Here is a 23,873-nt window from a genome sequence, read left to right as displayed (position 1 = left end):
ACTTCGTGAGGCGATGTATGGTCGGCGTCGCCGCCCTGACGCCTGCGCGAGACGGTCTCCGCTCTGAGCTGTCCCTGAACACCGGCGCCGGCCGGGCGTGCTCGCGGCCAACATGCTCGAATGCCGGACGGGGTGCCTCATGTCGGAAGCTCGCGCCACAGCGACCATCCTCGCGGCGAGGCCGCCCAAGGTGACGAGGGCTCATTGGCGGTAAGCCGATGTCGTTCGTCTCACCGCTGTTCCTCTGGTTCTTCATGCCGGTCACGCTGGCCGCCTACTGGTTGTCGCCGCGGCGCTGGCGCAACGGTCTGGTCGCCGTGGCCAGCCTGGTCTTCTACACCTGGGGAACTGGGGCGTACACCGCGCTGCTGCTCTCCGCGATCGTCGTCAACTACACGGCGGGGATCGCCGTGGACTCCTCGCGACTGCGGGAGCGGCCGGGGGCGCGCAGGTCGGTGTTGCTGGCGGCCGTCATGTGGGACCTCGGGATCCTGGTCGTCTGGAAGTACGCGGGGTTCGCCGCCCAGCAGATCGACGCCCTGTCGAGCGCGCTCGGGCTCGGCCACACCCCGATCGTGAGCCTCGCCCTGCCGATCGGCATCTCGTTCTTCACGTTCCACCACCTGTCCTACGTGGTGGACGTCTACCGGCACAGCAGGCCCGCGCAGAAGAGCCTGGTCCAGTTCGTCACCTACATCGCCATGTTCCCCCAGCTCGTCGCCGGGCCCATCGTCCGCTACCGCGAGATCTCCGAACAGCTCGCCGACACCGGCCGCGACCGGCTGCGCGACTTCACCTCGGGCTTCCCCCGCTTCGCTCTGGGCCTGGCCAAGAAGGTCATCGTCGCGGACACGATCGCACCGGTCGCGGACGCGGCGTTCACGCAGGCCGGTGGCGACATCGGCATGGCGACCGCCTGGGTGGGCGCCATGGCCTACACCCTCCAGATCTACTTCGACTTCTCCGGTTACTCGGACATGGCCGTCGGTCTCGGCATGATGTTCGGCTTCCGCCTCCCGGAGAACTTCGACCGGCCGTATTCGGCGTACTCCGTGACCGACTTCTGGAGGCGCTGGCACATATCCCTGTCGCGCTGGTTCCGTGACTACGTCTACATCCCCCTCGGGGGGAACCGCCACGGTGCCCTGAACACCTACCGCAACCTGTTGATCATCTTCGTGCTCTGCGGATTCTGGCACGGTGCCAACTGGACGTTCCTCGTCTGGGGCCTCTATCACGGTTGCCTCCTTGTCATCGAACGCCTGCTCGGCGGGGACCGGCAGCCCGGGACGGTCCTCGCCCTCCTCCTGCGCCGCGGCCTCACCTTCCTGCTGGTCGTCATCGGCTGGGTGTTCTTCCGGGCGGGGACCATGGCCGAGGCGCTCGGCATGCTGGGGGCGATGTTCACCGGGCCATGGGGCGAGCTGGACGAGTTCGTGCTCTTCGCGCTCGACCGCCAGCGGACGCTGATCCTCGTGCTGGCGAGCGTCGTCGTGCTGCTGCCGGGCTCGGGCGGGCTCGGCCCCCTGATCCAGAACGGCCGGGGGTGGGCGCCCGCGGCGGCACGGGCCACGGTCACGTGGGTGGCCGCGCCGTACGCCGCGCTGCTGGTCGCCGCCGGCACCTTCAGCCCTTTCCTCTACTACCAGTTCTGATCGGGGCGCCGATGACCGTGATCGACATCGAACCGGAGGTCGCGGGGCGAACGTCCCGAAGGCGCGGGCCCTGGCGGCTGGCGGCACCGCTGGCGGCCGTGGTGTTCTTCTTCGGCCCCGCGCTGGCGTTCGTCGCCGGGGACCGGGCCGCCGAGATCGAGAACCGGAAGCTGCGGGACTTTCCGGCGCTGCCGGGAACCGGCGAGTTCGTCCCCGAGTTCGAGGCCTGGGCGGTGGATCACCTGCCTCTGCGGCAGTACGCCGTGCGGGGCCGGACCATGTTGTCCGAGAGGGTGTTCGGCCAGCCGCCGTCCTCCAACACCGGCAAGAGGCCGGCCTACCCCCGGATCATCGAGGGGCGCGACGGCTGGCTCTACTTCGGGGACGACGTGGCGGAGGCCTGCCGGCCGGTCAGGCCGGTGGCCGGCATCCTCGGCCGGCTGCGCCGCCTGGCCGAGATCGTGCGGAAGTCCGGCAGGAGGTTCGTGTTCACCGTGGCGCCAGACAAGACCACCATCTACCCGGACAAGCTGCCGGAGAGTTTTCTCGGCGAGCGCTGCCTGACCAGGCGCAAGCAGGAGTTCTGGGCCGCGTTGAACGCCGCCCGCCTACCCGGGTACGTCGACCTGCGCGCACCCCTGGAGCGATTGCAACGGGAGTCCGGCAAGCCCGTCTACTGGCGTACCGACAGTCACTGGAACGAGCGCTCCGCCGCCCTGTACGGCAGGGAGCTGGCCAGGGCGCTCAAGCCCGATCTGACGCGGAACACCCGCCTGGTCGCGGCCGGACGGGACATGCGGGAGGGAGACCTGGGCCGGCTGCTGGGCACGCCCCGCTCGGAGACCGCCGACCGGTGGAAGCTGGTCCGGGACGGGGTGCGCCTGGTCCGGCGGGACGACCGGGGGGCGCCCATGTCGTACCGCGTCACCAACGCCTCCTCCCGGGCGCCGTTGTTCCAGCCGAGGACCCTGCTGATCGGTGACTCGTTCACCCGCGAGTCGGTCTCATGGATCGCGCCGTACTTTGCGGATCTGACCGTGCTGCGCAGCGACGCTCCCGCCAAGGCCGGCCCCGAGCAGGTCGCCACACAGGTCGCCGCGAGTGAGGTGGTGGTGTTCGAGATGGTGGAACGCTACTACGCGGGCGGGCACGGCGAGATGCTGGACGACGCCACGATCGCCGCACTGGAGAAGGCGCTTTAGCTTGACCATACTTCACAGACCGAAGTATGGTCACGGCCATGGCCAGGGGATCATCTTCGGTCAGCGAGCCCACCTATTTCATCCTCGCCGCGCTCCTCGACGGCCCGCTCCACGGGCACGGGATCATCAAGCACGTCCTGGGGCTGTCTGACAACCGCATCAAGCTGCCCGTGGGCACCCTTTATGGCGCGCTCGACCGGCTGGCGGGCAACGGGCTGATCGTGGTGGACCGCGAGGAGATCGTCGACGGGCGACCCAGACGCTACTTCCGGCTCACCGAGCAGGGCAGCGGCCTGGTGTCCGCCGAGGCGCAGCGGATGCAGAGGGCCGCGTCGGTGGTGACCAGTCGCGTGCTCCGTCAAGGGTCGGCCTTCACGTGAGCGTTCGCCAGCGGCCACGCTTGGCCATGGACGCCGGCGTGAGCGCCCTGGAGCGGCGTTACCGGTGGCTCCTGCTGGCCTACCCGCGTGGCTACCGCTCCGGCAACGGTGAGGAGCTCGTCGCCACGTTGCTGGACGCCGCCGCACCCGGCCGGACGTCGCCGTCATGGCGCGAAGCGGTCGCCCTGATCGCCGGCGGGCTGCGGGTGCGTGCCCTGGACGTCGCGGAGGGGCCGGCCTGGGCCGACGGGCTTCACCTGGGGGTTACGGTTCTGTCGGTCGCCAATCTGGCGGTGCTGCTGCCGTACGCGACCTCCATTCCGTGGTGGGTGGCACTCTCCGCGATCACGGTGTTCTTGGTGCTGCGGGGCCGGGTACGCCCGGCGCTGCCCCTGGTGGTGCTGATCGCGAGCAAGATGTGCGCCATCGTGCTGGGCTACCCCTGGCTGGACCAGACCCTGCTGCCCATCTTCTCCGACCCCATCTGGCATGCGCCCGCGCTCTACTCCGGTGGAGGCCCGGTCGCCCCTGTGGCCGCGTACGCGCTGGTCTTCCTCGGCCTGTCGGTGCTGGCCGTACGCGCCGCGCCGTTGCGGAGGCGAACCTGGCGCTGGTGGCTGGCGGCGCCGTCGCTCGCGGTCACCGACCCGGCCTGGCTCACCGTCACGGCCGGCTCGTTGCGGGACCTGGCCGGCATCGGCCTGGAGGTGGCGCTTCTCGCACTGGCGGTCTGGGCCGGTCATGCCGCGGCCGATCCACGCTGGGGCGTCGCGGCGGGGATCTGCCTGCTGCCGGCCGTGGTGATGTTCTCCGAGAACCTGTCCTTCTACGGCCGGCAGGAGCTTTCCCATCTGGGCATCATCGTGCTGCTCACCCTCGTGGCGGCGGCCGTGCCCATCCACGCGCGGCGGCACGCGCTGCTGTGATCGCCCGTGTCAGGCCGTCTGCTGTGATCGCCGCCAGACCGTCCCGCCCAGCCACGCACCGCCGATGACGCCGTCCGCCCACCGAAGCGAGGTCGTCCTGTCCGCAAGGTCCGCCGTCAGAGCGTCCCTCTCGCTCGCCCTGCTCGCCGTGCTCGCCGCCTGCGGTGTCCCTCCCGAGACGCGGGTCCAGACCCGGGCGGCCGGGCAGCGGGATCGGGTCCTGCTGCGAGAGGAGATACGCGCCGACTGCATGAAGGAGAAAGGTTTCAAGTTCGTCGCCTTCGTCTCCTCGTATCTCAATCCGATCCGCAGGGACACCGAAGAGGTGCGGGCCCGGGAATCCGGCGACTACCTGGCGATGCGGAGATTTCGCGAAAAATATGGATTCGGGGTATTCAGCCTTTACGCCTACCCACAGGAGTTCGGGAACCCCACCGTCAAAACGGACGCTCCCCTGAACCCCAACCTGTCGATCCAGGGGGCGCTTTCACGGACCCAGCGCGAGGCGTACAGGGCTGCTGATGACGCTTGCCATCGGCGGGCGATCAAGGAGATCACCGGTAAGGACGTGGACTCGTTCTTCGATCAGGTCGAACAGGCGAACGCCCTGATCGAGCGGCGCGTGAGCCTCGAAATCGACGGCGATCCGCGGCTCGTCCGGCTCGGTGCGGCAATGGGGAACTGCCTCAGGGGGAAAGGCTATGCCGTGGACTCCACCGAGCCCTCCGCGCTGGCCCAGCGCGGAGGCAACGTCTTCCACGCCGAGGAGAACAGCCTCGGCGAGAAGGTGCCCGACGCCCTGCGGTCGGAGGACATGCCGAAGGACGCGGTCTACGCGCCTGACCTGACGCCGGACCAGGCCAGGCCGTATCTCGCCAGAGAGATCAGGGCAGCCCTCGACGACCTGGAATGCGGTAAGCGTTTCTACCCCTCGCACGAGCCCGCGTACGGGAAGATCCAGCGAGAGGCGTACCTGGAGTTCGGTCTCTACGAGGGACTGTGAGGCCACTCCGGCACCAGGCCACGGCGACGGTGGCGAGGTGGGAGCCCCAGGAGAGGTGGTGGCATGGGGCTCCTGTCGACGGGCGTATGTTCGGGACGAGCGAGCTGACCGGGTCGCCGGTCGTCAGTAGAAGGCGTAGCACTCCACTTCGGCCCGGCGGTAGGACAGGCCGCTGTCGATGGACTCTCGTACGCACTGCTGCTCGCGGTCATTGAGCTTCAGCACGCCGCACACGGTCACGCCGGAGTAGGTCCGGCAGTCCAGGTCGGTGGCTGGGCGCGGGCCCACCTCGTACTTCTCCTCGACCCGCGCGCGGCATTCCTCCTGCTCCTTGGTGGTGTCGGCGTATCGGCACTGACGGATGAGAATGCGGTATTGATCCTTGCTGACGGACTTCTTCTCTTCTTGGACCGGCGGCCCCCCGGCCGCGACCGTACCGAACATCGTCATCGTGGCGAGCACGACGACTGTCGTGATCCTTTTCATGACTTCCCCCAGTCATGACCTTCTTACCCGCTGTGAGTCCTTTCCAAGAACCCTCGGGACAAATCGGGCGCTCCTCAGGCCGGCATGGGGTGGTTGCCGCGGAACACCCCGAGCGGGTCGTGGTGGCGCTTGGCGTCGCGCAGCCTCGCCAGCACGTCACCCGGGAACGCCGAGACGGCGCTCTCCTCGTGCGCGAGGAAGTTGAAGGGCTTGGTGCCGGTGGTGTGCAGGGCCAGCGCCAGGCGCAGCTCCTCCTGCCGGGCCCTGACGGCCTGCGCGGCCTCGGGCGTCGGCGTGATCCCGAGCGCCCCCACCAGGTACGGCTCGCGGATGTTCCCGCAGGCCCCGGCGTCCGGCGCGAGCCGCGACAGCGCGCCGCCGAGGTGACGGATCTGCACCGACGCCAGCGGCGCGCCGCTTCCCGGCGCCGAGGCCGAGAGGAACGCCGAGGCGGCGGCGTCGTCCAACCTGCCGAGAAGCTCGGCGCGCATCATCGAGGGGGAGGGAAGCGTCGGCTCCGCGCAGATGCCGCCCAGGTCGCGCACCGCGACCTCCCCCCGCGTGTCGGCGATGACCCCGGGAACGCGGTCGAACCTGTCCAGCAGCCCGCGACCCTCGGCGCTCTCGCCCAGGAACGTGACGTCGACCACGACCGCCGACAGGCCGCGCAGCGGCTCGGGCAGCTCGGGGAAGGGCGGGAACTGCATGACCGCGTACCACACGCTCAGCTCCTCGGGCGCCTCCGCGGTGATGTCGCGGAAGGCGGCGAGGACGTCGGCGGCACGGTCGGCCGGCCAGATGATACGGCCGCCGTACAGCTTGGGTGCCGGGAACAGGTCGAACTCCATGGCGGTGACCAGGGCGAAGTCGCCGCCGCCACCCCGCAGGGCCCAGAACAGCTCGGCGTCGGACTCGGCGGTGACCCGCTTCGCCGCGCCCTCGGCGTCGACCACGTCGAACGCGCGCACGCTGTTGGCCGCGAGCCCGTGCCGCCTGCCGAACCAGCTCAGGCCGCCGCCGAGGGTGTACCCCGTGACGCTGACCACGGGCGAGCTGCCGGCGAGGCCCGTGAGCCCGTGCTTGCCGGCGTCCGCGAGCACCTCGCCCCAGGATGCCCCCGCCTCCACCCGGGCCAGCCTCCGCTCCGGCCAGACCCGCACGCCGCCCATCCGTCCCGTACGGACCAGGATCTCCCCGTCGAGGCCGTCCGAGGCGCCGTGGCCGCTGGGCTGGACGGCGACGCCGAAACCGTGCCGCCTGGCGTAGCAGACCACCTCGGCGGCGTCGGCCGCGTCCTCGACCTCCACGACGGCGCCGACCCGCTGGTCGACCGTGAGGTTCCAGGCCCGCCGCGCGTCGTCGAACCCCTCGTCCCCGGGTACGGACACCCGGCCGCGCACCACGCGGCGGAGACCAGCGGCCTGCGCGCCGTGGTCGCTTGTGCCGAGCCCATTGTCCTGCGAAGTCATGATTTCTCCTCATATTGGGGTCCGATCGGGCGTCCTATCGCGCCTGCGGGCCCCGAATCCTCATGGGTGTGTACGGGATACGGTCCACCACCCCGTTTGGGGAGAACTTGGGACTGACTGGTCAGCAGCTTGCGGCCTTCGTTTTCCTGGTGAAAGCAGCACGCCGCCGCCGAACGCCGCCGGTCTCCATCCGACATGTCCGTACGATGCTCACGGTGCTGACTGTCGAGAATGGAATGGAGTGCCGTGAAGATCGCGTATGTCACCTATGACGGTCCGGACGACGACCGGGAGGTGCTGCTCGCCGCGTGGAGCCGGGCGGGCATCGAAGGCACGGCGGTGCGCTGGGAGGACCCGGCCGCCGACTGGGCCGCCTACGACGCCGCCGTGGTCCGCTCGACCTGGAACTACATCGACCGCCGCCAGGAGTTCGTGGACTGGGCGTACCGGGCGGAGACCGCGACGCGCCTGCTGAACCCCGCCGCGGTGCTGGAGCGCAACACCGACAAGACCTACCTGCGGGACTTCCAGCGGCTCGGGATCCCCATCGTGCCGACCCACTGGGTGACCGCGAACGACGAGGCCGGCCTTCCCGAGCGGGATGACCAGACCGGCCTTCCCGAGCCGGACGGCCATGCCGGCCTCCGCGCGTGGGACGACGAGACCGGCTTTCCCGGGTGGGACGACTACGTCGTCAAGCCGGCCGTCTCGGCCGGGGCGCGTGACACCATCCGCACGGCCGACGCCGCCGAGGCCAGGACGCACGCCGGGCGGATCGTCGCGGGCGGCAAGGTCGCGCTGGTGCAGCCGTACCTCGACATGGTGGAGAGCGAGGGCGAGACCTCACTGATCTTCTTCGGTGGCACGTTCAGCCACGCCGTACGCCGCAACGCCATGCTGGCCAAGGGGACCGACGCCCCCCGCGCCAACCACATCGGCGCTGACCTCCGCGACCCCGCCCCCGACCAGCTCGAACTCGCCGAACGGGTGCTGGAGACGATCCCCGAGAAACTGCTGTACGCCCGGGTTGACCTCGTGCGCCTCCCCGACGGCACCCCCGCACTGATCGAACTGGAACTCACCGAGCCCTACTTCTACCTGGCCTACGCCCCCGGCGCCCCCGACCGCTTCACCACCGCCCTCCGCGACCTCCTCTGAACATGGCAAGGCTCGCGCACCGTCGACGGGGCGCGAGCCAAGCCATGTCACATGTCGCCGCTACGCAAGATGCGCACTTCCACGCCGGCCTTCTCGGCCACCTTCATCTTCGCGTCCGTAGTGATCAGTGGCGCGTTGAGAACCTTTGCCAGAACGACGTACGCGGCGTCGTACGTGGTGAAGTTATCTCGGAGATCGAGGATCTGCGGGAGAAATCTGGTCATGCGGTAACGCCTGACATCAACACCCTGGAAGTCTGCGATTGCGGTATCGAGGCGGGAATGTTCAAGCTTGCGGCCCAGTATCCGACCTCGGAGAGCGCTGGCGACCTCGAAATCCAGAAGAGCTGGGGCGTGTAGCGGCTGGCCTGAGATCGCCGCCACGAGTTCGGGGTTGACGGGATCGGCTACGAGGACGTCCACCATCGCGGAGGACTCGATCACGATCACGACGCGTCGCGAACGCGTCTGATTTGTTCGACGATCTCGTCGGTGGTCGGGCCACCGCTGCGGTCGCGTTGAGCAATGCGCTGGAAGATTTCCGCGTTGCTGGGCCGCGTGGCGAGGCGTTCGAGCTCGGCGCGCAGGTAAGCGCTCAGGGTGAGACCCTCCGCCAAGGCCTGGGCCTCAAGGGCGCTCACGATGGCTTCGGGCACATCTGGTATCTCTACCGTCGCCATGTGACGACTGTATGTCTCTACACGCAGTGCGGACAAGGGGGGACGTCACCTTCCGTGTTGTGGCGATTACTTCAGGCGACAGCTTCTCATGGGCGCGGCCCGCGACGCTCGGGAAATCGGGGGGCACGGGCGGCCTCCACGTGGGCGCTGCTACGGGAGGACGACCGTCGATGTTGGTGGTTCGGGCCGCGTAGGTGGGCTCGGGAGCGGGTCAGGTTGTGGAGATGCCGCCGTCGACGGGGATGAGGGCTCCGGTGAGGTACGCCCCCGCGCGGGACGACAGGAAGATGGCCGCGCCCGCCATGTCGTCGGGCCGCCCGATGCGGCCGAGCGGGACGTGGGTCTCGATCGTGGCGCGCATCTGGGGGTCGTCCAGCGCGTAGGCCATCATCTTGGACTCGAAGGGGCCGGGGGCGATCGCGTTGACCGTGATGAACTCGGAGGCCAGGGTGTGGGCGAGGTGCCGGGTCAGCATGTGGACGCCGGCCTTGGCGGCCGAGTACGCGTAGTTCTCCACGATGGGCACCCGGAGGCCGTCGACGGACCCGATGTTGATCACCCGCGCCGGGTCGTCGGCGGAGGCCGCCGCGCGCAGCAGCGGCAGGAACCGCTGGGTGAGGTAGAAGACCCCTTTGACGTTGATGCCCCACAGCTTGTCGAAGGCGTGCTCCGGGTACTCCTCCAGCGGTGCGCCCCAGGTGGCCCCCGCGTTGTTCACGAGGACGTCCAGCCGGTGCTCGCGCGCGGTCACGGCCGACACCAGCGTCTCGATGCCCTCGGGGGTCGAAAGGTCGGCGGGCACGGCCACGCAGCCCAGCTCGGCGGCGGTCTTCTCCACCTCGGCGGCCTTGCGCGAGGAGATGTACACCGTGGCCCCGGCCGCCACGAAGCCCGAGGCGATCATCTTCCCGATGCCCCGCGAACCGCCCGTGACGACGACCGTCTTGCCTTCGACCGAGAACAGAGTCATGCCACCCGATGATGCCGTACGGCGTCCGCGCCGTCCATACCGACCGGTCGGTTCGCGGGCGTGCCGGCGTCAGGGGTGCTGGCTGGAGACCGAGACCACCTCGCCGGTCATGTAGGACGAGTAGTCGCCGGCCAGGAAGACGATGACGTTGGCGACCTCCCACGGCTCGGCCGGCCTCCCGAACGCCTCCTTGGCCGCCAGCTCGGCGAGCAGCTCGTCACTGGTCACCTTGGCGAGGAACGGATGCATGGCCAGCGACGGCGCCACGGCGTTGACCCGTATGCCGTGCCCGGCCGCCTCCAGCGCCGCGCACCGGGTGAGGGCCATCACCCCGGCCTTGGCCGCGGCGTAGTGCGACTGGCCCTTCTGCGCCCGCCACCCGATGACCGAGGCGTTGTTGACGATCACGCCGCGGCCCTGCGGGATCATGTGCCTGAGCGCGGCACGGGTGCAGCGCATCGTGCCGTTGAGCGTGACGTCGATGACCGTGTCCCACTGCTCGTCGGTCATGTCCACGAGGTCGGCCGTGCCGCCGAGGCCGGCGTTGTTGACCACGACGTCGATGCGCCCGTGCGCGTCCATGGCCGCGTCGAACAGCGCGAGGACCTGCGCCTCCGAGGTGACGTCGCACGGCACGGCGAGGGGTTTCACGCCGGTCGGCCCGGTGAGCGACGCGGCGGCCTCGGCGAGCCTGCGCTCGTGCCGGTCGGAGATGACGATCGTGGCGCCCTCCTCCGCGCAGCGCCTGGCCGTGGCGTACCCGATGCCCGCCCCGGCGGCGGCCGTCACCAGCGTGACCTTCCCGTCCAGCAGGCCGTGCGCGCGTGGGTAGGCGGGGGTCATGGCGAGCTCCTGTCGGGATGGCGCCTGCTCGGGTCAGCGGTCCTTCGGCAGGCCGAGGGTACGTTCGGCGATGATGTCGCGCTGGATCTCGCTCGAACCGGCATAGATGGTGTCGGCGCGGCTGAAGAGGTAGAGCCGCTGCAGGTCGTTGAGTTCGTACGGCCCACCGCTCGCCACCAGGCCTTCCCGGCCCTGCACGGCCTGCGCCAGCTCGCCCAGCCTGCGGTGCCACTCCGACCAGTAGAGCTTGGCGATCGAGACCTCGGGCCCCGGCTCGCCCGCCGACAGGGACGTCATCGTGCGCAGGGCGTTGAACCGCATGATCTCCAGCTCCAGCCACGACCGCACGAGCCGGTCGCGCAGCACCGGGTCCTCCGACGCCCCGGTGCGCTGGGCGGTCTCGATCACCGCCTCCAGCTCGCGCCTGAAGCCGATCTGCTGACCGAGCGTCGAGGCGCCGCGCTCGAACCCGAGCGTCGCCATGGCGACCCGCCAGCCCTCCCCGGGCGCGCCCAGGATGTTCGCGGCGTCCGTGCGGGCGCCGTCGAAGAACACCTCGTTGAACTCGCTCGTGCCCGTCATCTGCACGATGGGACGGACCTCGACGCCCGGCTGGTCCATGGGCACCAGCAGGTACGACAGGCCGCGGTGCCGCAGGGAGCCCGGCTCGGTCCGCGCCAGGACGAAGCACCAGCCGGCCAGGTGCGCGAGCGACGTCCACACCTTCTGCCCGGTGACGACCCACTCGCCGCCCTCAAGGGTGGCGCGGGTCCGCACGCCCGCCAGGTCGGAGCCGGCGTCCGGCTCGGAGTAGCCCTGGCACCACAGCTCCTCGCCCGACCGGATGCGCGGCAGGAACCCGCGCTTCTGCTCCTCGGTGCCGAACCGCAGGATGGTCGGCCCGATCAGGCCCTCGCCGATGTGTCCCACCCGGGCGGGGGCGTCCGCCCTGGCGTACTCCTCGTGGAAGATCACCTGCTGGTCAAGGGGCGCGTCCCGCCCCCCGTACTCCTTCGGCCAGCCGAGGCAGGTCCACCGGGCGGCGCCCAGGTGGCGCTCCCAGGCCATGCGCAGCTCGTGGCCCTCGTGCTCCCGGCCGGGCCCGCCGAGCCCCCGGGCGCCGGCGAACTCGCCGGTCAGGTTCTCCTCCAGCCAGGTACGGACCTCCTGCCGGAAGCCGTCGCTCATGCGTCGAACCGGCCGTAGCCGCCGCGGAAGAACACCAGGGGCCCGCGGTCGGCGTAGGCGTCCAGGTCGTGGACGCGGGCCACGACGATCAGGTGGTCCCCCGCGAGGTGCTCCGCCTCGACCGAGCAGTCGATCCAGGCCAGCGCGCCGTCGAGGACGGGGCTCCCGCCTGGCGAGGAGGTCCAGGTGAGGCCGGCGAACTTGTCCCCGCCCCTGGCGGCGAGCTGCCTGCTGACCGGCTCGTGGTGCTCGGCGAGGACGTTCACGCAGAGCCGCCCCGCCGACCTGAGCCTCGGCCAGCTCGTGCTGGTGTGCGCGACGCAGAAGGCCACCAGCGGAGGGTCGAGCGACACCGAGGTGAAGGAGTTGGCCGCCATGCCGCACGGCTCACCGGTCACCGGGTCGAGCGCGGTGATCGCGACCACGCCGGTGGCGAACCTGCCGAGCACGTTCCTGAAGTGCTGCCCGCCGGGCCCGCCGGCGGGTCGCCCGTTCGGCGGCGAGGCGGGCGCGGCCGGGGTGGGGCGCCCGTTGGCGCCGGGCGCCGCGCCGGACGGGGAGCCGGGACGTACGGGAGGGAGGGGCGGGAGGGGAGGCGGGGGAGCGGGCGTGCCGTCGCGCACCGTGGAGGGGTGCCCGTGGGCCGCGGCGGCGCCGTGCGGCACGACCAGCCGGGCCGCGTGGGTGCTCATCGTCGTGCTCGCCTCCTTGGGTGGCGCCTGGCTCTCCCAGGAAGTGCTCGACGGGGAGGACGTGAGGGGGACGGTCTCCTCCATCGTATCCCTTACTTTACCAAGCGCTTGCTTGGACGATAGGAGAGGGGATGTCGCGATGTCAAGCCGGCCAGGTCTTTCCGCATGTCAGTCGGCCTCCTCAACCTTGTGTCCCCCGGTCCGCCGTGGGCGGTGGCGTGATCAGAGTGCAACCTCAACCGCGGTTGAAGTCAAGGCCGTCTCGCGCGGGAGATCGTTGACATCCCCGGCGGGACGCACCTAGCCTCGAAGCCGTACAAGCGCTTGCTCAACTGCGGACGCTCGGGAGGCGGCGTGCTCACAACGGCCCGGCCCCCGGTGAAGCCGGGCGGTGAGGGGCGGGCCGGGAGCGCCTTCCGGGAGCCGGTGAGATGAGCGGGCTGCGCGACCGCACCGCCCTGGCGGGGGTGGGATACACCGCGTTCTCCAAGAACTCCTGGGTCAGCACGCTGACGCTGGCCTGCGAGGCCGTCCTCGCCGCGCTGGACGACGCGGGGCTCACCGCCGGCGACGTGGACGGCATCGCCACCCACCGCGTCGGCGACTCCGCCGCCCCGTCGCTCGTCGGACCGGCGCTCGGCATCGACGCGCCGGCGTGGTACCTCGACCAGTTCGGCGGGGGCAGCGTCTCCCACAGCGTGGTCGGCCAGGCGGCCCTCGCCGTCGCGGCGGGCGTCGCGCGGACCGTGGTCTGCTACCGGGCCATCAACGCCCGCTCGGAGTTCCGCATGGGCGGTACGGGCCGGGCGGCGCCGGCCGGCCCTGAGGCGCAGTACCAGGTGCCCTACGGGTACACCGCCCCGCCGCAGCAGTACGCGATGTACGCCCGCGCCCACATGCTGAAATATGGCACTAAAGCTGAGCATTTCGGGCAGTTGGCGGTCACGCAGCGGGCGAACGCGGCCAAGAACCCGCGCGCCCTGATGCGCACGCCCATCACCATGGACGACTACCTCGCCGCCCGATGGATCGCCGAGCCGTTCCGCCTGCTGGACTGCTGCCTGGAGACCGACGGGGCGTGCGCCGTCGTCGTCACCACGGCCGAGCGCGCCAGGGACCTGCGCCGCCCGCCGGTGCTGATCTCGGCCGCGGCCTGGGGAGGCGGCGACTCCTTCCTGTCCGCCGGCGACACCCCCGCCGACCCGACCGTCACCAGCGCCGCCGAGCTGGCGCCCCGCCTGTACCGGATGGCCGGCGCGGGCCCCGAGGACATCGACGTGGCCGAGCTGTACGACTGCTTCACCTACTCGGTGATCGTCCAGCTGGAGGACTACGGCTTCTGCGCCAAGGGGGAGGGCGGGCCGTTCGTGGCCTCCGGGGCGACGGCGCTCGACGGCTCGCTCCCGGTGAACACCCACGGCGGATTCCTGTCGGAGGGCTACGTCCACGGGATGAACCACATCGCGGAGGCCGTCTCGCAGCTCAGGGGCGACGCGGGCGACCGCCAGGCGCAGGGCGCGGAGGTGGCGCTGTCCACCGCCCAGCCCGGCTACATCCTGCCCGCGACCTCCGCGCTGATCCTGCGGAGGGGCTGACATGATCAAGCCGGTGCCCGACCGGGACTCCGCCGAGTGGTGGGAGCGCGTCGCCGGGCGCGAGTTCGTGATCCAGGCCTGCGAGGGCTGTGGCACCCTGCGCTTCCCGGCCCGCGCGTACTGCCCCCGCTGCCGCGGCCGTGAGTGGAGCTGGCGCCAGGTGAGCCCCACCGGGCGCGTCCTGAGCTGGATCGTCAACCACCAGCCGTTCCTGCCCGACGTGCCGACGCCGTACACGGTGGTCATGGTGCGTCTCGCCGACGCCCCGGGCTGCGTGATGGTCGGCGGCTGGCACCACCACGCGGAGCCGGTGGCGGACCAGCTCGTACGGGCGTCCTACACCTACGTGGACGAGCGGCTCTCGCTGATCAACTGGCAGCCCGCGTAAAGGCCGTGGACGGCGTGGTAACGGAAGCGTGTCCTGGCGGGCGTGGGGGACCCGCCAGGACACGTTCCGCCCCGGCGCGACTTCCAGGACCCCGGCGAGGGTTGGGGTCCTGGCCGTCGTTCATCGCACGGAGTCTGTGGGAGGCCGGTCGCCGGACTGGTCGTCCCAGTCCTGTGGCGCTTCGTCGCCCGGCCTTCTGAGATGGCGTTTGAGCAGCTGGGCCGCACCGACCGGATCGGCCGCGGGGTGGGTGACGGTGAGGCCGTCCTCGTTCCAGACGAACGAGCCCTTCCTGCACCAGACCGTCAGCTCCGTCGTCACCGAGAGCACGGACATCCCTTTTCCGCTGCTCTGGTACGTGTGGGTGAACCCCTCCCGATGCAGCGCGTAGCGCAGTAGACGCGTCGCCTCGCGGGGATCGTGCCAAGGCAGATACGGCGTGCCCGCTCTTACCGCCAGCACAGGCCCTCACTCCCTCGCCGACCCTTTGATGGATTTGTACCAACGTTTGGATAATGCGGTGTGGAGACGCTTGGGTCAAGGGGTTGTTTGCTGTCAGATCGAGATCGTCTAGATTCGTAGGTACAAAAGGACGCAACCGTAGGTGAGATTTGGCACGGTCGACGCTGTACCAGCAGGTGGCCGGCGAGCTGCGCAGGGCCATCTATTCCGGCGAGCTCGGGCCCGGCGCCCAGCTGCCGACGGAGATGGACCTCATGGACAGCCATGAGGTCAGCCGAAACACGGTACGGCTCGCTCTGGCCGAGCTGGAGAACGAAGGCCTGATCACCCGGATGCGCCGCCGCGGCAGCTTCGTCCGTGACCGCAGGGCGCTGCTCATGCGCCCCCAGGACGAGCTGGGCGCCTCGCCAGGGGTGCTGCGCAGGGAAGCCTTCGCCGAGGCCGTCACCAAGGAGGGCCGCAAGCCGGGGCAGGAGATCGAGGTCTCCATCGTGGAGCCTCCCGAGGAGATCGCGGCCAGGCTGGAGCTCGACGAGCACTCGGTCGCCGTGGTGCGGCGCCGCCTGCGCTACGTGGACGACCAGCCGTACAACACCAACGACTCCTACTTCCCGCACGCGCTCGTCAGCGACTCCGAGATCGCCCGTCCGTCGGACATCACGCGCGGAGCCAACCGCGTGCTGGAGGAGCTCGGTCACCGGCAGGTCCGGGTTGTGGATGACATATCCGCACGAATGCCGACTCCTGAGGAATCCTCCCGTCTGCAACTCGAACCTGGTACCCCTGTTGTCGTATATGTCCGAGTTGGTTATGACCGTGAGGACACCCCGGTCCGAGTCGCCGTGTCGGTCCTGCCCGCCGACAAGCATCTGATCAGGTACGAGCTCGAACTGAGCTGACCTCGCGCGCGCCGCCGCGGTGGCGGCGCGATCGCGACGTCCCGCCTTCGGCGCGGGCCGGGGCCGCCATCGCGGCCGACCACGCCCGCCGGCCCTGCGGCCATCGCCGCGCGCACCGGCCTTCACTGATAAAGCCGTGCGCCCCCCGTCGAGCACGCTACGTGTTCAGGGCGTCACCGAAGGCGACGAAAGGATGATCCATGTACTCCGACACCCTCCACCTCGGAGCTTCCCTCACCCTCCGCAACGCCACCCCCGACGATCTGCCCGGCGTCCTCGCGCTGCTGGCCGAGACGGCGGGCTGGCTCCACGGCCGGGGCATCCGGCAGTGGCCGGTCGCGGGCTTCCCCGCCGCCCGTATCGAGCCGCTGATCGCCGAGGGCACCCTGTGGGTGCTGGACGACGAGGACGACCGCGGGACCCTGGCGGGGGAAACGCTTTCCGCCCCGGCGGCGACCCTCGCGCTGGACGACCACGCCGACCCCGAGTTCTGGCGGCGCGGCGACCACCCGGAGACCGGCCTGTACGTCCACAAGCTGGCCGTCGGGCGGGGCTACTCGGGGCAGGGCCTCGGCGAGACCCTGCTCGACTGGGCGGCGTTGCGCGTGGCGGCGGCCGGGCGCCGGTGGCTGCGGCTCGACTGCTCCAAGGACAACCCGGGGCTCCAGGGCTACTACCAGAAGCTCGGATTCCGGCATGTCCGCACGGTCGACCTCCCGCACCGGGCCTCGGGCGCGCTGTTCCAGAGGGCCGCCGACCTGGCCTCTCCCGCGCTTCCGCGTGCGCGCAGGCGGAAGCCCTCGCATGCGCATTCCAGGTGATGTCAGGTCATAACTACGCCCTTGCCTGCCGGGAGAGATCATGAACTAGCCGTCCAACCCCGGACAGGTGAGGGCCTGTGGGTGGTAGCGGTCCAACTCGGGACAGGTGGGTCCGATAACCTCAGGACCCATGACCGGATCGCTGCTCGAGGTGATCGCGCTGGACGTGCGCGACGCCGTGGCCGCAGAGGAGGGCGGCGCGGACCGCCTGGAGATCGTGGCCGACATGTCCGTCGGCGGGCTGACCCCCGCTCCGGAGACCGTCGCGGCGATCGCCAAGCAGTCCGCGCTGCCCCAAATGGTGATGCTCCGCTCCAACGGGGGATTCACCGCGACACCCGAGGAGCTCGCAGGTCTGGAGCGGGACGCCCGCACCCTGGCGGACGCCGGCGCGGCCGGGTTCGTCTTCGGATTCCTCGACGAGCAGGGCGCCGTCGACCTGGCGGCCACCGAGGCGCTCATCCACGCCGTCACCCCCCTGCCCTGGACCTTCCACCGCGCCGTGGACAACGCCGCCGACGTCCAGGCCGGCTGGCGGGCCGTGCGGCTGCTGCCGAACCTCGCCACCGTGCTCACCTCGGGCGAGGTGTCCGGCATCGCGGCGGGGCTGCCGGTGCTGCGGTCGCGGGCCGAGGCGGGCGACGCGCCCCTGATCCTCGCCGGAGGCGGGCTCAAGCCGCATCTCGTGCCCCCGTTACTCGACTACGGCGTGCGGGCCTTCCACGTCGGCAGCGCCGTACGGGCGTCGTGGTCCGACCCTGTGGACACCCAGCTGGTCCGGCGGTGGCGCGACCTGGTGGACACGATCTGACATGCGCCTCACCCTCGGCGACCACGACGTCCCCGGCTCCGCCGCGGCGCTCGGCGAGCAGGCGGAGCGCTACCCCGGCCCCGCGGGCTCCTGGCAGCCCGTGCACACCGTGTACGTGCCCGCCGACCGCTTCGGCCGCGAGACCGTGCGGGCGTGGGGAGACGCGGCCCTGGGGCTCCTGGAGAGCCATCTGCCGGGCGACGCCGAGCTGTCGCGGGTGTTCGGGCCGCTGCCCGGCGGCCTGGCCGCAGAGGTGCGCCGCAGGGTCGCGCGCAAGCTGGCCGCCGAGCCCGTCGAGGACCTGCGCGTCGACTTCGAGGACGGGTACGGGGTGCGCCCCGGCGCGGAGGAGGACGCCCACGCCGACGGCGCGGCCGAGGCGGTCGCCGCGATGCGGTCCTCCGGCACGCTGCCGCGCCGCTGGGGCATCCGGGTCAAGTCGTTCGCCGACGGCGACCCGGCGCGCGCCCTGCGCACGCTCGACGGCTTCCTCACCGGGGTGGTCGAGCGCGTCGGCTCGCTCCCCGAGGGCTTCACGGTCACCTTCCCGAAGGTGCTGATGGAGGCCTACCTCGGGCAGTTCGCCGGCCGCCTTCCCCTCCTGGAGGAGGGGTTAGGGCTGGCCACGGGCACGTTGCGGTTCGAGATGCAGGTGGAGGCGCCGCAGACCGTGATGTTCCTCATGCGCTCGCCCGGCCTGGTGCCCTCGCTGGGCGGGCGGCTGTCGGCGGCGCACTTCGGGGTGTTCGACTACACCGCCGCCTGCGGCCTGCCGCCGGACGAGCAGCGGCTGGACCATCCGGTCTGCGACCACGCCCGCGAGGTCATGCGCACCGCGCTGGCGGGCACGGGGGTCGAGCTGTCGGACGGCTCGCTGGCCGCCTCGCCCGCCTCGGACTCGACGCAGGACGTGCACGCGCTCTGGCGGGCCCACGCCGGGATGGTGCGCCACTCGCTGCGCCATGGGTTCTACCAGGGGTGGGACATGCATCCCTCGCACCTCGTCAGCCGCTACGCCACCGTCTACGCCTTCCACCTGGCCAACCGGGACGCCTACGCGGAGCGCGTACAGGCGTGGGAGGCGCGCAGGGACGCGGGCGGCGGCGTGATGGACGAGCCCGCCACGGTCAAGACCCTCTCCACCGCCCTGCACCGCGCCACCCTCGCCCTCGGCGACTAGGGGCGCGGGATGCTGCGCAGGTTCGCGCGGGCCATCTCGACCATCTTGCCGACCCCGCCGCTGACGACGATCTTGCCGGCCGCGAGCGCGAAGCCCTTGATCTGCGCGGGCGTGATGCGCGGCGGCATGGCGATGATGTTGGGGTCGGTGACCAGGTCCACCAGGTACGGGCCACGGGACGACAGGGCGTGCGCGAGGCCGTCGCGGACCTCCGAGGGCTTCTCGACGCGTGTCGACGGGATGCCGGCCGCCGCCGCGATCGCCGCGTAGTCCACGGGCGCGTGGTCGGTCTGGTAGTCGGGGAACCCCTCCACCAGCATCTCCAGCTTGACCATGCCGAGCGAGGAGTTGTTGTAGACGACGATCTTCACGGGCAGGTCGTGCAGGCGCACGGTGAGCAGCTCGCCCATCAGCATGCCGAGGCCGCCGTCCCCCGACATCGAGATCACCTGGCGGCCGGGATAGGCGAGTTGCGCGCCGATGGCGTGCGGCAGCGCGTTGGCCATGCTGCCGTGCAGGAAGGAGCCGATGACCCGCCGCCTGCCGTTCGGCGTCAGGTAGCGCGCCGCCCACACGTTGCACATGCCGGTGTCCACGGTGAACACCGCGTCCTCGGCCGCCAGGTCGTCCAGGATCGCGGTGGCGTACTCGGGGTGGATCGGCACGTGGTGGTCGACGTCCCTGGTGTAGGCGTCGACGACGCGTTCGAGGCTGCGGGCGTGCTCGCGGAGCATGCGGTCGAGGAAGCTCCTGTCGGTCTTCTGGTGCAGCAGGGGGAGCACGGTGCGCAGCGTCTCGCCGACGTCGCCGTGCACGGCGACGTCCAGGGGCGTGCGGCGGCCGAGCTTGGTGGCGTCGTGGTCGACCTGCGCGGTGTGCCCCTGGGGCAGGAAGTTGTCGTAGGGGAAGTCCGTGCCCAGCAGCACGACCAGGTCGGCCTCGTTCAGCGCGTCGTAGCAGGCGCCGTACCCGAGCAGGCCGTTCATGCCGACGTCGTAGGGGTTGGCGTACTGGATCCACTCCTTGCCGCGCAGGCTGTGCCCGATCGGGGCGTGCACCCGCGCGGCCAGCGCCATGACCTCCTCGTGGGCTTTCTGGCAGCCCGCGCCGCAGAACAGGGCGACCCGTTGCGCGGCGTTCAGGGCGTAGGCCAGCGCCCGCACGTGGGAGGGCGGCGGCGCCACGACGCCCCTCTCGGTGACGAGCGTGCTCGTGCCCGTCGGGCGCGCGGTGGGCAGGGCGGCGATGTCGCCGGGAAGCACCACCACCGACACCCCGCCGAGCGCCTCGGCGTACTGCATGGCGATGCGCAGCACCCTCGGCATCTGCTCGGGCCTGCTGATCATCTCGCAGTAGTGGCTGCAGTCGACGAACACCCGCTCGGGATGGGTCTCCTGGAAGAACCCGGTGCCGATCTCCGTCGAGGGGATGTGCGAGGCCAGGGCCACCACGGGCGCCCCTGTGCGGTGGGCGTCGTACAGCCCCTGGATCAGGTGGGTGTTGCCGGGTCCGCAGCTGCCGGCGCAGGCGGCGATCCTCCCGGTGAGCTGGGCCTCGGCCGCGGCGGCGAACGCCCCGGCCTCCTCGTTGCGCACGTGCACCCAGTCGATGCCGTCGGCCCGGCGGATCGCGTCCACGACCGGGTTGAGGCTGTCGCCCACGACGCCGTACACGCGCTGCACGCCGCCCTGCCGCAGCACCTTGACGAACTGCTCGGCGACCGTGTCACTCATGATCGGGCCTTCGCGGCGGCCCTGCGGGCGTGCGGATATGTCTGAGTGGTCATCGAGCGGTCCCCCCGGTCCGGTCGGCGGCCCCGGCCGTGGCACGGAGTCGCCGTCTCGGGGGTACTCCTTCCGCGCCGCACGCCGCGCAAACGTCACCCCCGGCCGTTCGCGGTCACGCGCGCGAACGGCCGGGCGGGGTCCGCCGGAGGGCGTACGGACGGGCCGGGTCAGGCGGAGGGCGTACGGCCGCAGGCGGCGAGCATCGCGGGACGGCCGACGAGCTTGACGTGCTCACCCCGGCCGAGGGACGTGGCGAGCGAGGCCTCCGCCGCCTCGATGGCGAGCCACTGGCCGTAGGTCACGGGGCTCACGCCGCGCGCCGCCAGCAGGTCGTCCAGCCTGGACGCCGGGGCGGGGCGGCCGGGGCGCGAGGCCAGGTCGGCGAGCAGCGTGCGCACGGTCTCCGCCGCGTCGGACTTGTTGGTGCCGATGACGCCGGTCGGCCCGCGCTTGAGCCAGCCCGCGACGTACTGCCCCTCGGACACCCGCCCCGCGACGTTCGGCACGGTCATCGTCGCGTCGTCGAACGGCACGCCGGGCAGGGGGACGCTCTGGTAGCCCACCGAGCGCAGCACCATGCCGGCCGGGATGGTCTCGAACCGCCCGGTGCCGACCACCCGCCCGTCGACCAGCGCCGTGCGCTCCAGCCTGAGCGCCTCGACCCGGGAGGTGCCGAGGATCTCCACGGGGCGCAGCCAGAAGCGCACGTCCAGCCGGCGCGGACGGCCCGTGGGCGCGTGGGCGCACCAGGACCGCAGGACCTCGACGTTGCCGCGGACCTGACGCGACAGCTCGCTCACGTCGTTCGTGCCGCCCTCCTCGGGGCGGACCAGGACGTCGCAGCTCGGAAGCTCGCCGAGCTCCCTCAGCTCCTTGAGGGTGAACTTGGCGTGCTCGGGGCCGCGCCTGCCGATCATGTGGATGCCGGTCACCTGGCTCTTCGCCAGGCGGTCGAGCACCTCCTGCGGCACGTCGGTGGAGCGCAGCTCGTCGGCGGTCTTGGCCAGGATCCTGACCACGTCGACGGCGACGTTGCCGACGCCGATCACGGCCACCTCGGTGCTGTCGAGCGAGAAGGCGTCGGGCGGCATGTCGGGGTGGCCGCAGTACCAGTTGACGAAGTCGGTCGCCGCCACGCTGCCGGGCAGGTGCTCGCCGGGGATGCCGAGATGCCGGTCGACCATCGCGCCCGTGCAGTAGACCACCGCGTCGTAGCTCGCGGCGAGGTCGGCGACGGAGACGTCGGATCCGAGCTCGACGCCGCCGAGGAAGCGCACCGAGGGCAGCTCCAGCACCCGCCGCAGGTAGCCGGCGATCGACTTGATGGAGGTGTGGTCAGGCGCGACGCCATATCTGACCAGGCCGTACGGTGTGGGCAGCCGGTCGAGCACGTCGATCTCGACGGGCTCGCCCGCCTGCTTCGTCAGTGCCTCGGCCGTGTAGATCCCGGCGGGACCAGATCCCACGATCGCCACGCGGAGCGACATGTGGCCTCCTTAGCGGGACTCTACGGCCCCACATCGTCATGGAGCAGATTGTCGCGGAACGCGGTCGTCCCGGCCAGACTCGCGCGCCGGAGGTATCGAGTTAATCCAGTTCCGTTACCCCCGGGCCTCCTCGGCGGCCCGGGCGCGGAGCAGTCGCTTGTCGGTCTTCCCGTTGGCGTTGACGGGAAGCGCGTCCACGACGATCACCTGGCGGGGCACCTTGTAGCTCGCCATGTTCCCTCGTGCCCAGCTTATGATCTCGGCGGGGTCGATCGCGCTGCCGGGACGTGGCACCACGTACGCGCGGCCCGCCTCGCCCGAGCGCTCGTCCGGCACGCCGACGACGGCCGCCTGGGCGAGGTCGCCGTGGTGCAGCAGCAGGCTCTCGACCTCGGCGGGCGAGACGTTGAACCCGTTGACGATGAACAGCTCCTTCTTGCGGTCGACCACCGAGAGGTTCCCCTGGGCGTCCAGTGTGCCTATGTCGCCCGTGCGCAGCCAGCCGTTCTCGATCACCTCGGCCGTCCTGCCCGGCTCGCCCCAGTAGCCGCGCATCACGCCGTAGCCGCGCTGGAGGATCTCTCCGCGCTCACCCGCGGCCACCGGCTTGCCGTCGTCGTTCACGATCTTGACCTCGATGCCGGGCACCGGCCGGCCGGTGGAGGCGGCGATCACCTCGACGGGGTCGCCGGCCCGCGTCATCGACACGACCGTGCCCTCCATCAGGCCGTAGGCGTTGATCACGCGTTCCAGGCCCGCCTCCAGCAGCAGCCGGCGGACCAGCTCGGCGGGCACGGCGGCGGCGCCGCAGATCGCCACGCGGACGGAGTGCCCGGCGAAGTCCATCTCGTCCAGGAGGCGGTGGAACAGCGGCGGAGCCCCGGCCAGCACGGTGATGCGCCCGTCGTGGACGAGCTCTCGCAGCACGGCGGGGGTGAACGCCTTGACCGGCAGGAGGGTGGCGCCGCGCATCACCCCGGCGAGCAGGCCGGCGTTCAGGCCGAAGCCGTGCGCGAACGGCGCGATGACCGGGTAGCGGTCGCCCTCCCTGAGCGTGACGATCTCGGCCCAGTCCCAGTAGCCGCGCACGATCTGGCCGTGGTCCAGCATCACGCCCTTCGGCGTGCCCGTGGTGCCCGACGTGGACATGATCTCGCAGAGGTCGTCCGGCCGTACGGCGAGCGCCCTCTCCTCGGCGGTGTCGTCGGAGATCCACTCCCCGGCGGCGAGCACGCGGGAAGGACGCAGCATGCCGGGACGGCCCACCCCCTCGGGGGTGATCGCGTGGAGCAGCTCGGGAAGCCCGGAGAAGGGCCGCCCGGCGCCGGGCTCGGCGTCCTCGCCGTTCTCCCCCCGCCCGGTCTGCCTGGGCGGCCCGGCGGCCGAGGCGAGGAGGTCGGCGAACGGGGGAGCGCCGTCGAGGTTGTGGCCCATGATCAGCACGCTGGCGCCCGTCCTGCGCAGCACCTCGGCGGCCTCGATGCCCTTGTAGCGGGAGGACAGCGGCACGATCACCGCGCCGGCGTCCCAGATGCCGTACGCGCCGACCGCCCAGTGCACGTCGTTGGGCCCCCAGATGGCCACCCGGTCGCCAAGCTCGACGCCGAGCGCGATCAGCCCCTTGGCGACCACGGCCGCGCGGGCGCGCAGCTCGGCGAGCGACAGCCGCACGTCACCGTCGATGATCACCGTGAGGCCGGGGTGGCGGGCCGCCTGGTCGCGCAGCATGCGCGGTATCGTCCCCCAGCCCGGCACGGTGCCCTCGCCGCCTGGAACCATGGTCGCGCCTCCC

Annotated in this window: 24 protein-coding genes; 12 read left to right on the top strand and 12 right to left on the bottom strand. The window is 71.2% G+C overall.

What is annotated here, in order from left to right; all coding sequences use genetic code 11:
* Positions 1-218 precede the first annotated feature (218 nt).
* The 5 genes from OG589_RS26370 to OG589_RS26350 all read left to right on the top strand — a co-directional run bounded on the left by OG589_RS26370 (position 219) and on the right by OG589_RS26350 (position 5,166).
* Positions 219-1,655, top strand: coding sequence for an MBOAT family O-acyltransferase (locus tag OG589_RS26370; protein WP_405140467.1), 1,437 nt, complete (start codon positions 219-221; stop codon positions 1,653-1,655).
* An 11-nt stretch (positions 1,656-1,666) separates the two neighbouring features.
* A complete protein-coding gene (locus OG589_RS26365; RefSeq protein ID WP_405140466.1) occupies positions 1,667-2,857 on the top strand; it encodes a hypothetical protein in 1,191 nt (396 codons plus the stop codon).
* Positions 2,858-2,895: 38 nt separating this feature from the next.
* Complete coding sequence (locus tag OG589_RS26360; RefSeq protein ID WP_405140465.1) at positions 2,896-3,237, top strand: PadR family transcriptional regulator; 342 nt, start codon at positions 2,896-2,898, stop codon at positions 3,235-3,237.
* Positions 3,238-3,275: 38 nt separating this feature from the next.
* Positions 3,276-4,163: a hypothetical protein gene (locus OG589_RS26355; protein WP_405140464.1), complete on the top strand. Its 888-nt coding sequence runs from the start codon at positions 3,276-3,278 to the stop codon at positions 4,161-4,163.
* Positions 4,164-4,227: 64 nt separating this feature from the next.
* Positions 4,228-5,166, top strand: coding sequence for a hypothetical protein (locus tag OG589_RS26350; RefSeq protein WP_405140463.1), 939 nt, complete (start codon positions 4,228-4,230; stop codon positions 5,164-5,166).
* Between the two features lie 123 nt (positions 5,167-5,289).
* On the opposite strand, the gene OG589_RS26345 is transcribed toward OG589_RS26350, so the two are convergent.
* Together OG589_RS26345 and OG589_RS26340 are read right to left on the bottom strand one after the other, a co-directional pair.
* The gene (locus OG589_RS26345) at positions 5,290-5,652 is read right to left on the bottom strand and encodes a hypothetical protein (protein ID WP_405140462.1); all 363 of its coding nucleotides are present in this window, start codon (positions 5,650-5,652) and stop codon (positions 5,290-5,292) included.
* Between the two features lie 74 nt (positions 5,653-5,726).
* On the bottom strand, positions 5,727-7,121 hold the full coding sequence (locus tag OG589_RS26340; protein WP_405140461.1) for an FAD-binding oxidoreductase: 1,395 nt from the start codon (positions 7,119-7,121) through the stop codon (positions 5,727-5,729).
* Positions 7,122-7,367: 246 nt separating this feature from the next.
* On the opposite strand from OG589_RS26340, the gene OG589_RS26335 reads away from it, so the two are divergent.
* Entirely contained in the window at positions 7,368-8,279 is a 912-nt protein-coding gene (locus OG589_RS26335; RefSeq protein WP_405140460.1) for a RimK family alpha-L-glutamate ligase, read from the top strand.
* Between the two features lie 47 nt (positions 8,280-8,326).
* Here OG589_RS26335 and OG589_RS26330 read toward each other — a convergent pair whose 3' ends face one another.
* From OG589_RS26330 to OG589_RS26305, 6 genes are all read right to left on the bottom strand, one after another.
* Complete coding sequence (locus tag OG589_RS26330) at positions 8,327-8,728, bottom strand: type II toxin-antitoxin system VapC family toxin (protein ID WP_405140459.1); 402 nt, start codon at positions 8,726-8,728, stop codon at positions 8,327-8,329.
* Entirely contained in the window at positions 8,725-8,958 is a 234-nt protein-coding gene (locus OG589_RS26325; RefSeq protein WP_405140458.1) for a hypothetical protein, read from the bottom strand. The genes OG589_RS26330 and OG589_RS26325 overlap by 4 nt, the downstream gene beginning before the upstream one ends.
* A 211-nt stretch (positions 8,959-9,169) precedes the next feature.
* Entirely contained in the window at positions 9,170-9,928 is a 759-nt protein-coding gene (locus tag OG589_RS26320) for an SDR family oxidoreductase (protein ID WP_405140457.1), read from the bottom strand.
* A gap of 69 nt (positions 9,929-9,997) precedes the next feature.
* Positions 9,998-10,771 (bottom strand): SDR family oxidoreductase, encoded by a 774-nt coding sequence (locus OG589_RS26315; RefSeq protein ID WP_405140456.1) that lies wholly within the window; start codon positions 10,769-10,771, stop codon positions 9,998-10,000.
* A gap of 33 nt (positions 10,772-10,804) precedes the next feature.
* A complete protein-coding gene (locus tag OG589_RS26310; protein WP_405140455.1) occupies positions 10,805-11,959 on the bottom strand; it encodes an acyl-CoA dehydrogenase family protein in 1,155 nt (384 codons plus the stop codon).
* On the bottom strand, positions 11,956-12,408 hold the full coding sequence (locus tag OG589_RS26305) for a flavin reductase family protein (RefSeq protein WP_405152128.1): 453 nt from the start codon (positions 12,406-12,408) through the stop codon (positions 11,956-11,958). The genes OG589_RS26310 and OG589_RS26305 overlap by 4 nt, the downstream gene beginning before the upstream one ends.
* A 674-nt stretch (positions 12,409-13,082) precedes the next feature.
* Between OG589_RS26305 and OG589_RS26300 the strand changes: the two genes are divergently transcribed.
* Both OG589_RS26300 and OG589_RS26295 read left to right on the top strand, forming a co-directional pair.
* Positions 13,083-14,246: a thiolase C-terminal domain-containing protein gene (locus OG589_RS26300; RefSeq protein WP_405140454.1), complete on the top strand. Its 1,164-nt coding sequence runs from the start codon at positions 13,083-13,085 to the stop codon at positions 14,244-14,246.
* Position 14,247: 1 nt separating this feature from the next.
* Entirely contained in the window at positions 14,248-14,634 is a 387-nt protein-coding gene (locus tag OG589_RS26295; RefSeq protein ID WP_405140453.1) for a Zn-ribbon domain-containing OB-fold protein, read from the top strand.
* Between the two features lie 120 nt (positions 14,635-14,754).
* Here OG589_RS26295 and OG589_RS26290 read toward each other — a convergent pair whose 3' ends face one another.
* Entirely contained in the window at positions 14,755-15,096 is a 342-nt protein-coding gene (locus OG589_RS26290) for a hypothetical protein (RefSeq protein ID WP_405140452.1), read from the bottom strand.
* 149 nt (positions 15,097-15,245) lie between these two features.
* On the opposite strand from OG589_RS26290, the gene OG589_RS26285 reads away from it, so the two are divergent.
* The 4 genes from OG589_RS26285 (at position 15,246) to OG589_RS26270 (ending at position 18,807) form a co-directional block, all read left to right on the top strand.
* Positions 15,246-15,995, top strand: coding sequence for a GntR family transcriptional regulator (locus tag OG589_RS26285; RefSeq protein ID WP_363912184.1), 750 nt, complete (start codon positions 15,246-15,248; stop codon positions 15,993-15,995).
* A gap of 200 nt (positions 15,996-16,195) precedes the next feature.
* The gene (locus tag OG589_RS26280; RefSeq protein WP_405140451.1) at positions 16,196-16,816 is read left to right on the top strand and encodes a GNAT family N-acetyltransferase; all 621 of its coding nucleotides are present in this window, start codon (positions 16,196-16,198) and stop codon (positions 16,814-16,816) included.
* A 130-nt stretch (positions 16,817-16,946) separates the two neighbouring features.
* A complete protein-coding gene (locus OG589_RS26275; RefSeq protein ID WP_405140450.1) occupies positions 16,947-17,627 on the top strand; it encodes a copper homeostasis protein CutC in 681 nt (226 codons plus the stop codon).
* Between the two features lies 1 nt (position 17,628).
* Positions 17,629-18,807 (top strand): DUF6986 family protein, encoded by a 1,179-nt coding sequence (locus OG589_RS26270; RefSeq protein ID WP_405140449.1) that lies wholly within the window; start codon positions 17,629-17,631, stop codon positions 18,805-18,807.
* Here the strand turns inward: OG589_RS26270 and OG589_RS26265 are convergent.
* From OG589_RS26265 to OG589_RS26255, 3 genes are all read right to left on the bottom strand, one after another.
* Positions 18,804-20,540 carry a pyruvate dehydrogenase gene (locus OG589_RS26265; protein ID WP_405140448.1) on the bottom strand — a complete coding sequence of 579 codons (1,737 nt, stop codon included), beginning with the start codon at positions 20,538-20,540 and terminating at the stop codon, positions 18,804-18,806. The genes OG589_RS26270 and OG589_RS26265 overlap by 4 nt on opposite strands.
* A gap of 221 nt (positions 20,541-20,761) precedes the next feature.
* The gene (locus OG589_RS26260) at positions 20,762-22,081 is read right to left on the bottom strand and encodes an FAD-dependent oxidoreductase (RefSeq protein WP_405140447.1); all 1,320 of its coding nucleotides are present in this window, start codon (positions 22,079-22,081) and stop codon (positions 20,762-20,764) included.
* A 114-nt stretch (positions 22,082-22,195) separates the two neighbouring features.
* Positions 22,196-23,860 carry an AMP-binding protein gene (locus OG589_RS26255; protein ID WP_405140446.1) on the bottom strand — a complete coding sequence of 555 codons (1,665 nt, stop codon included), beginning with the start codon at positions 23,858-23,860 and terminating at the stop codon, positions 22,196-22,198.
* Between the last annotated feature and the right edge of the window lie 13 nt (positions 23,861-23,873).

The organism is Sphaerisporangium sp. NBC_01403 (assembly GCF_045040145.1).
Taxonomy (GTDB): domain Bacteria; phylum Actinomycetota; class Actinomycetes; order Streptosporangiales; family Streptosporangiaceae; genus Sphaerisporangium; species Sphaerisporangium viridialbum.
The sequence above is the reverse complement of the archived record's forward strand: the minus strand, read 5'-3'. Positions and strand labels throughout refer to the sequence as shown.

Coding starts and splice junctions, on each gene's coding strand:
- OG589_RS26370 (WP_405140467.1), top strand. CDS start 219: ATGTCGTTCGTCTCACCGCTGTTCCTCTGGTTCTTCATGCCGGTCACG.
- OG589_RS26365 (WP_405140466.1), top strand. CDS start 1,667: ATGACCGTGATCGACATCGAACCGGAGGTCGCGGGGCGAACGTCCCGA.
- OG589_RS26360 (WP_405140465.1), top strand. CDS start 2,896: ATGGCCAGGGGATCATCTTCGGTCAGCGAGCCCACCTATTTCATCCTC.
- OG589_RS26350 (WP_405140463.1), top strand. CDS start 4,228: ATGACGCCGTCCGCCCACCGAAGCGAGGTCGTCCTGTCCGCAAGGTCC.
- OG589_RS26345 (WP_405140462.1), bottom strand. CDS start 5,652: ATGAAAAGGATCACGACAGTCGTCGTGCTCGCCACGATGACGATGTTC.
- OG589_RS26340 (WP_405140461.1), bottom strand. CDS start 7,121: ATGACTTCGCAGGACAATGGGCTCGGCACAAGCGACCACGGCGCGCAG.
- OG589_RS26325 (WP_405140458.1), bottom strand. CDS start 8,958: ATGGCGACGGTAGAGATACCAGATGTGCCCGAAGCCATCGTGAGCGCC.
- OG589_RS26320 (WP_405140457.1), bottom strand. CDS start 9,928: ATGACTCTGTTCTCGGTCGAAGGCAAGACGGTCGTCGTCACGGGCGGT.
- OG589_RS26315 (WP_405140456.1), bottom strand. CDS start 10,771: ATGACCCCCGCCTACCCACGCGCGCACGGCCTGCTGGACGGGAAGGTC.
- OG589_RS26310 (WP_405140455.1), bottom strand. CDS start 11,959: ATGAGCGACGGCTTCCGGCAGGAGGTCCGTACCTGGCTGGAGGAGAAC.
- OG589_RS26300 (WP_405140454.1), top strand. CDS start 13,083: ATGAGCGGGCTGCGCGACCGCACCGCCCTGGCGGGGGTGGGATACACC.
- OG589_RS26295 (WP_405140453.1), top strand. CDS start 14,248: ATGATCAAGCCGGTGCCCGACCGGGACTCCGCCGAGTGGTGGGAGCGC.
- OG589_RS26280 (WP_405140451.1), top strand. CDS start 16,196: ATGTACTCCGACACCCTCCACCTCGGAGCTTCCCTCACCCTCCGCAAC.
- OG589_RS26275 (WP_405140450.1), top strand. CDS start 16,947: ATGACCGGATCGCTGCTCGAGGTGATCGCGCTGGACGTGCGCGACGCC.
- OG589_RS26270 (WP_405140449.1), top strand. CDS start 17,629: ATGCGCCTCACCCTCGGCGACCACGACGTCCCCGGCTCCGCCGCGGCG.
- OG589_RS26265 (WP_405140448.1), bottom strand. CDS start 20,540: ATGAGTGACACGGTCGCCGAGCAGTTCGTCAAGGTGCTGCGGCAGGGC.
- OG589_RS26260 (WP_405140447.1), bottom strand. CDS start 22,081: ATGTCGCTCCGCGTGGCGATCGTGGGATCTGGTCCCGCCGGGATCTAC.
- OG589_RS26255 (WP_405140446.1), bottom strand. CDS start 23,860: ATGGTTCCAGGCGGCGAGGGCACCGTGCCGGGCTGGGGGACGATACCG.